Annotated in this window: 4 protein-coding genes; 3 read left to right on the plus strand and 1 reads right to left on the minus strand. The window is 68.7% G+C overall.

The window, feature by feature from the left end; genetic code table 11:
• Positions 1 to 514: PucR family transcriptional regulator ligand-binding domain-containing protein (locus RCJ92_RS15300; protein WP_446755049.1), on the minus strand; the 514-nt coding region annotated here is incomplete at its 3' end.
• A gap of 107 nt (positions 515 to 621) precedes the next feature.
• Here RCJ92_RS15300 and RCJ92_RS15305 point away from each other — a divergent pair.
• From RCJ92_RS15305 to RCJ92_RS15315, 3 genes are all read left to right on the plus strand, one after another.
• Positions 622 to 1983 (plus strand): aminotransferase class III-fold pyridoxal phosphate-dependent enzyme, encoded by a 1362-nt coding sequence (locus RCJ92_RS15305; RefSeq protein WP_446755050.1) that lies wholly within the window; start codon positions 622 to 624, stop codon positions 1981 to 1983.
• 196 nt (positions 1984 to 2179) lie between these two features.
• Complete coding sequence (speB, locus tag RCJ92_RS15310) at positions 2180 to 3163, plus strand: agmatinase (RefSeq protein WP_138174786.1); 984 nt, start codon at positions 2180 to 2182, stop codon at positions 3161 to 3163.
• A gap of 1 nt (position 3164) precedes the next feature.
• Positions 3165 to 3781, plus strand: a 617-nt coding sequence (locus RCJ92_RS15315) for a thiamine pyrophosphate-binding protein (RefSeq protein WP_421014875.1), incomplete at its 3' end; no start/stop codon positions are given.

The following is a 3781-nucleotide window of genomic DNA, read 5'->3' on the forward strand; positions in this document are numbered from 1 at the left end:
CCCGCAGGTAGGCGGCCCACCCGCCCAGTGCCCGGGCCAGTTCGCGGATGACCGAGCTGTCCGCATCGGCCCGGTTCGCCGCCCGGGCCAGGGCCGTCTGGGTGCCCAGGCTCTCCATCAGGTTGCTGGCGTCGCTGCGCGCGCTCAGCCGCCAGTAGGCGCGGGAAACCTGCTGGAAGGGGACCTCATCGGGCACCACCCCAAGCTGGATGCCCAGCCGCTGGCAGCCGGCCGCCACCCAGGAGGGAACCTCGTCCAGCCACGGCCCCAGCCCCAGGCCCAGGCTGGTGATTCCATGCGCGGCCAGCCGCCCCAGGTACTCGGTGCTGGCCTCGGCGGTGTCGGCGAAGGACATGCCCGTGGTCAGCAGCAGCTCCCCGCCCTCCAGGTAGGGGGTGGGGTCGGCCAGCTCGGAAATGTGCACCCCGGTGACCGGGTTGGCCCGAAACGTGGTGCCGCTGGCCGGGTAGAAGCTGCGCCCCAACTCGGTGCCCAATTGCAAAAGCGTGATCACGGTGCAAATTATCCTGTACGAACCGTCGAATTGGATGGAACGGCCAGTGACGCGTGTCACCGCCGGATCATAGCGTGGTTCCCATGACTGAAACCCTGCCTTCCGCCATGCTGTCCCCGCTCGCTTCGAACCCTGCCGCCGACAGCGCCCACCGCCTGCCCCAAAGCCGCCACCTGGCCACCCAGATCCCCGGCCCGCGTTCCCGGGAACTGCATGCCCAGCGGCTGGCCGAGGTCAGTGACGGCTTTGGGATTACCCTGCCGGTGTTCGTGCAGCGCGCCGATGGCGGGATCATCGAGGACGTGGACGGCAACCGGCTGATCGACCTTGCCTCCGGGATCGCGGTGACCTCCCTGGGCGCGGCCAACCAGCGCGTTGCCCAGCGGGTGGCGCAGCAGCTGGAGAAGTTCACCCACACCTGCTTCATGGTCAGCGAGTACGAGTCCTTCACCCGCGTCTGCGCGTGGCTGAACCGCAACACCCCGGGCGACTTCGCCAAGCGCACCGCATTGTTCTCCACCGGCGCGGAGGCCGTGGAGAACGCGGTGAAGATCGCCCGCGCGGCCACCGGACGGCCGAACATCCTGGTCTTCGACGAGGCCTACCACGGACGCTCACTGCTGACCATGGGGATGACGTCGAAGGTCAACCCCTACAAGCTGAACTTCGGACCCCTGCCCGAGCACATCGTGCGCGCCGCCTCCGCGAACCCGCTACGTTCGCAGGGCCGCGACGTCCACGAGCTGCTGGCCCTGGTGGAGCAGCAAATTGTGGAGCACGGGGCACGGAGCTTTGCGGCCATGGTGATTGAGCCGATCCAGGGCGAGGGCGGGTTCATCGTCCCGATGCCCGGTTTCCTGCCCGGGCTGCGGGCCCTGGCGGACAAATACGGTATCGTGCTGGTGCTAGACGAGATTCAGGCCGGGATCGGACGCACCGGCAAGCTGTTCGCCGCCGAACACGAGGACGTGGTCGGGGACCTGGTGCTCACCGCCAAGGCGCTGGCCAACGGCGTGCCGCTCTCCGCGGTGACCGGGCGGGCGGAGCTGATGAACGCGCCGCACGCCGGAGGCCTGGGAGGCACCTACGCCGGGAACCCGCTGGCCTGTGAGGCGGCGCTGGCGGTCTTCGAGCAGTTCGAGGACGGCAGCGTGCTGCGCAACGCCCGGCGGATCGAGGAACTCACCCGCCAGATGCTGGAGCCGCTGGTGGACTCCACCGACAGCGTGGCCCAGGTGCGGGGGCGCGGGGCGATGCTGGCCGTTGAGTTCGCGGACCGCGACACCCTGGCCCCGCGCCCGGAACTGGCAGCGGCGGTGTCCCAGGCCTGCCACGCGGCCGGGGTGCTGACGCTGACCTGCGGCACCTACGGCAATGTGCTGCGGCTGCTGCCGCCGCTGGTGATCGGCCAGGAGCTGCTGCGCGATGGGCTGCAGGTGCTGCGCCAGGCGGTCCTGGACCTCGCCTAGGCGCCATCCACGCCATTTCCAGGGGCCGGCCGAAGACCGGGAACGCGGCAGACCGCGTCGGTCTTCCGCCGGCCCGCGGCGTCCGGAACGGACCCTCACCCTTGACGGGACGGGCAGGGGAAAATAGCATATTCGACAACGAGAGTTTCCTATTGGAAAACAGAGGTTTTCCCCTTCAGCGTCGAAAGGACCAGCCGTGGAAGAAATCCGTATCGAGGAAAACGGCAAGCTCGGACCCATCAATGCCGCACTGATCCCGCGCTACGCCGGTGCCGGAACCTACGCCCGGCTGCCGCGCCTGGACCAGGTTGAAAAGGCGGACATCAAGATCGTGGGCGTCCCGTTCGACACCGGGGTCTCCTACCGTCCCGGTGCCCGCTTCGGCTCCACCCACGTGCGCGAGTCCTCCCGCCTGATCCGCCCCTACAACCCGGCCGTGGACATCTCCCCGTTCGCGCTGAGCCAGGTCGCCGACGCCGGGGATATGGCGGTGAACCCGTTCAACATCAACGAGGCCATCGAAGCCATTGAACACAACGCACTGGAACTGACCGAGGACGGGGCCTCGCTGGTCACCATCGGTGGGGACCACACCATCGCCCTGCCGCTGCTGCGCGCCGCCTCCCAGCGTGCCGGCGGACCGGTGGCGCTGCTGCACTTCGATGCGCACCTGGACACCTGGGACACCTACTTTGGTGCCGAATACACCCACGGCACCCCGTTCCGCCGTGCGGTGGAAGAGGGCATCCTGGACACCGAGGCCATCAGCCACGTCGGCACCCGCGGCCCGCTGTACGGCAAGAAGGACCTGGAGGACGACAAGCGCTTCGGCTTCGGCATCGTCACCAGCTCGGACGTGTACTACCAGGGGGTGCGTGAAATCGTGGACAAGCTGCGCGACCGCATCGGCAACCGCCCGCTGTACATCTCGGTGGACATCGACGTGCTGGACCCGGCCCACGCCCCGGGCACCGGAACCCCGGAAGCCGGCGGGATCACCAGCCGCGAGCTGCTTGAAATCCTGCGCGGGCTGCGCGGGATGAACATCGTCGGCGCGGACATCGTGGAAGTGGCCCCGGCCTACGACCATGCCGAGATCACCGGCGTGGCCGCCTCCCACGTCACCTACGACCTGATCAGCCTGATCAGCGACCTGCGCCACGGCAAGGGAATGAACTAGCATGTCCAACACCGCGCAACGCAACGGCGGGGACCTGGTCATTGAGACGCTCAGCGCGCTCGGTGCCAGGACCGTGTTCGGAATTCCCGGGCAGCACGCGCTGGGGCTCTTTGACGCGCTCTCCCGCTCGGACCTGCATTTCGTCTCCTCCCGGGTGGAGAACAACTCCGCCTTCGCCGCCGACGGCTACTCCCGGGCCACCGGGGAAGTGGGCGTGCTGTTCCTCTCCACCGGCCCCGGGGCGCTAACCTCCCTGGCCGGGCTGCAGGAAGCCTACGCCACCGGCGTGCCGATGGTGGTGGTGGCAAGCCAGATTCCGGTGGATGGACTGGGCGCCCGGCGCAAGGGCATGCTGCACCAGCTTGATGACCAAAAGGCCTCGGCCGCGAACGTCACCAAGTTCCAGCGCACCGTGCACCACGCCTCCTCGATCCCCTCGGCCATCCAGGACGCCTGGGCCGAGGCGATCACCGTGCCCATGGGCCCGGTCTGGGTGGAGGTGCCGCAGGACGTGCTGCTGGCCCCGGTCATGGTCCCGCCGGTGCGTGATGCGCTGGCCGAGGCCTATGAGCACCCGCCACGCATCGAGCTGATCGAGGAGTCGGCCCGCTGGCTGGC

This window comes from Glutamicibacter sp. BSL13, from assembly GCF_052928425.1.